Source organism: Pseudomonas sp. Sample_9, assembly GCF_004307535.1.
Lineage (GTDB): Bacteria > Pseudomonadota > Gammaproteobacteria > Pseudomonadales > Pseudomonadaceae > Aquipseudomonas > Aquipseudomonas mercuritolerans.
In genome coordinates, this window is the sequence record NZ_RAZO01000155.1 from 1 (window position 1) to 2854 (window position 2854).

Below are 2854 nucleotides of genomic sequence, written 5' to 3' on the forward strand. Positions count from 1 at the left end.
CGATGGAAGGCATGCCGTCGATCGCTTTCGACGCGGTATTCGTGCCGGGTGGCGCTGCGTCGATTACCGCGTTGAGCGGCGACGGCGTGGCGCTGCATTATCTGCTGGAGGCCTATAAGCACCTGAAGGCGATCGCGCTGCACGGCGAGGCCAAACAATTGCAGGACTTGCTGAAGCTCGATGCGGATGCGGGGTTGTTGCAGGGCGCGGATGTGGGGGCGTTGACCAAGCCGTTCTTCGCCGCGATTGGCGAGCATCGGGTCTGGGCGCGGGAGCCTAGGGCCAAGGCGATTCCGGCTTAAGATCTTTATTGGCTGAGAGGACGTTTTCGCGAGCAGGCTCGCTCCCACAGGTACGCTGTTGCACCTGTGGGAGCGAGCCTGCTCGCGATGCGTTTTATGGCTTGCGCGGGCTTAAAACCATCTGCGCCGGCACTGTGCGCAAGATCTGCTTTTCGATCTGCAAATCAAAATCAGGATCGAGCTTCTTTACTCGCTTGCTCAGCAACGTCGCCAGCCACGGATAATCTGCGGTGCGCGGGGCCTGGATACTGACAGCGCACTCATAATTCACCACATCGGCGGCGATGGCGTCGAGTTGTCGTTGCAGCTTGTGAATATCACCGATGTTCAACGCAACCGTGGTGCTCTCGGCAGTCGGGTCGATGACCTTGGCTTTCGGCCGGGCTTCGGCAGCCAATAACGCCGCTTCAGCCTTTTCCAGCTCGGCCTTGCGCGCTTCGGTGATCGCGCCGTTGACGCCGCCGGTCAGCGCGGGCGCTTTGGGCATCAGGGCGCGAGCACGGCTCAATGCAGTGGCTGCAGCGTTGACATCACCCTTCTGCAGGACGATCTGGCTGCGGCGCAAATACGCCTCGGCCAGCTGCCGCTGGTATTGCTCAAGGGATTGATCATTGGGGGTCGCGGCCTGCAATGCGGCCAACTGGTCTTCGGCGGTGGCCAGTTCGCTGCTGGCCAGGCTTTGCTCCAGCTGTGCGATGGCCGTAGCCCGCGCATCCGGGACTTCAGCCACCGGCGGCGTGCTTTGGCAGGCGCCCAGCAGCACTGAAAATGCGACAAGGAGCAGATAACGGGAGGCGAACGGCTTCATTCCTGCGACTCTCTAATTGCGCAAAAAGCGGCCAAGTCTACACCCCACGACGGGGCAGAACAAAACTCAACAGAAACAGCGCGGCTGCCGTCACCACGATCGACGGCCCCGCCGGGGTGTCCTTGAACCACGACAACGCCAGCCCGCCGCACACCGCGAGCATGCCCAGCAGGCTCGCGCCCAGCGCCATCTGCTCCGGCGAACGGGCGTGACGCTGTGCCGCAGCCGCAGGGATGATCAGCAGCGAAGTGATCAGCAGCACCCCGACGATTTTCATTGCCACGGCGATCACCACCGCGATCAACAGCATCAGCGCCAAGCGCAAACCCGCAACCGGCAAGCCTTCGACCCGCGCCAGTTCTTCGTGCACGGTGACCGCCAGGAGCGGCCGCCACAGCGTCACCAGCAACACCAGCACCGCCGCAGTGCCGCCGAGAATCCACGCCAGGTCGCTCGGACTGATCGCCAGCAAGTCGCCAAACAGATAGGCCATCAGGTCGATCCGCACTTCATGCATGAAGCTTAGTACCACCAGGCCGAGAGAGAGCGTGCTCGGTGCAAGAATTCCCAACAGCGTGTCGGATGCCAGTGGCTGACGCTGTTGCAGCGTCACCAAGAGCACCGCCAGCAGCAGGCAACCGACCGTCACCGCCACGGTCGGGCTGACGTCCAGCAAAAAGCCCAGTGCCACGCCAAGCAACGCGGCGTGAGACAGGGTGTCGCCGAAATAGGCCATGCGCCGCCACACCACAAACGAACCGAGCGGCCCTGCCACCAGCGCCAGGGCCAGACCTGCAAGCAGGGCATACAACAGAAAATCAGCCATGCTTGCAGCCGTCTCCATGAACATGAGGTTGCCCGCCGAGCGGGCCTTTGACCACCGAACCGTGCAGGTCGTGGGCGTGGTCGTGATGGTGGTGATAGATCGCCAGACTCGGCGCATTCTTGCCGAACAGCTCGACGAATGCCGGATCGCCGCTGACCTGCTCGGGATGCCCGGAGCAGCAGACGTGGCGGTTGAGGCAGACCACCTGATCGGTGGTGCTCATCACCAGATGCAAATCGTGCGACACCATCAGCACGCCGCAACCGTGGCGGTCGCGCAGCCGGGTAATCAGGCTGTACAACTCGGCCTGCCCGGCGACGTCGACGCCCTGCACCGGCTCGTCGAGTACCAGCAACTCCGGCTCGCGCAGCAGCGCCCGAGCCAGCAGCACGCGCTGCATTTCGCCGCCGGAAACGCTCTGCACCGGGCTGTCGATCACGTGTTCGGCGCCGACTTCCTTCAACGCGGCCAGGGCACGCGAACGATCGACGCCAGGCACCAGGCGCAAGAAGCGCAGCACTGACAGCGGCAGGGTCGGGTCGACATGCAGTTTCTGCGGCATGTAACCGACGCGCAATTTCGGCTTGCGCCAGACGCTGCCACTGTTCGGCTTCAACAGCCCGAGCACGGCGCGTACCAGCGTGGTCTTGCCGGCGCCGTTGGGGCCGATCAGGGTGACGATCTGCCCCGGCTCCACGCTTAGCTCGATGTTGTCCAGCACGGTCTGCCCGGCAAACGTGACGGCGACCTGTTCCAGACGGATCAGCGCGTTGCTCATCAGGCCCCCTGGCAACCGGCGCACAGGCCGACCACTTCGACGGTCTGCGCTTCGACGATGAAACCGACGTCTTTGGCGCTGCTGATGATCGCGTCGCTGATCACTTTTTGCTCAAGTTCGATAGCGGCGTGGCACTCGCG

At 63.4% G+C, this 2854-nt stretch carries 3 protein-coding genes and 2 pseudogenes; 1 reads left to right on the forward strand and 4 read right to left on the reverse strand.

The window, feature by feature from the left end; genetic code table 11:
* A pseudogene (gene katE / locus D6877_RS08020) lies at positions 1 to 302 on the forward strand (catalase HPII); the annotation flags it as partial.
* 94 nt (positions 303 to 396) lie between these two features.
* Here the strand turns inward: katE and D6877_RS08025 are convergent.
* The 4 genes and pseudogenes from D6877_RS08025 to D6877_RS08040 form a co-directional block, all read right to left on the reverse strand.
* Positions 397 to 1110 carry a PA5502 family lipoprotein gene (locus D6877_RS08025; RefSeq protein WP_016772339.1) on the reverse strand — a complete coding sequence of 238 codons (714 nt, stop codon included), beginning with the start codon at positions 1108 to 1110 and terminating at the stop codon, positions 397 to 399.
* A gap of 37 nt (positions 1111 to 1147) precedes the next feature.
* Positions 1148 to 1936, reverse strand: coding sequence for a zinc ABC transporter permease subunit ZnuB (gene znuB / locus D6877_RS08030; protein ID WP_016772340.1), 789 nt, complete (start codon positions 1934 to 1936; stop codon positions 1148 to 1150).
* Complete coding sequence (gene znuC / locus D6877_RS08035; protein ID WP_024014991.1) at positions 1929 to 2714, reverse strand: zinc ABC transporter ATP-binding protein ZnuC; 786 nt, start codon at positions 2712 to 2714, stop codon at positions 1929 to 1931. The genes znuB and znuC overlap by 8 nt, the downstream gene beginning before the upstream one ends.
* Positions 2714 to 2854, reverse strand: a pseudogene (locus D6877_RS08040) (transcriptional repressor); the annotation flags it as partial. The pseudogene D6877_RS08040 and the gene znuC, both read right to left, overlap by 1 nt.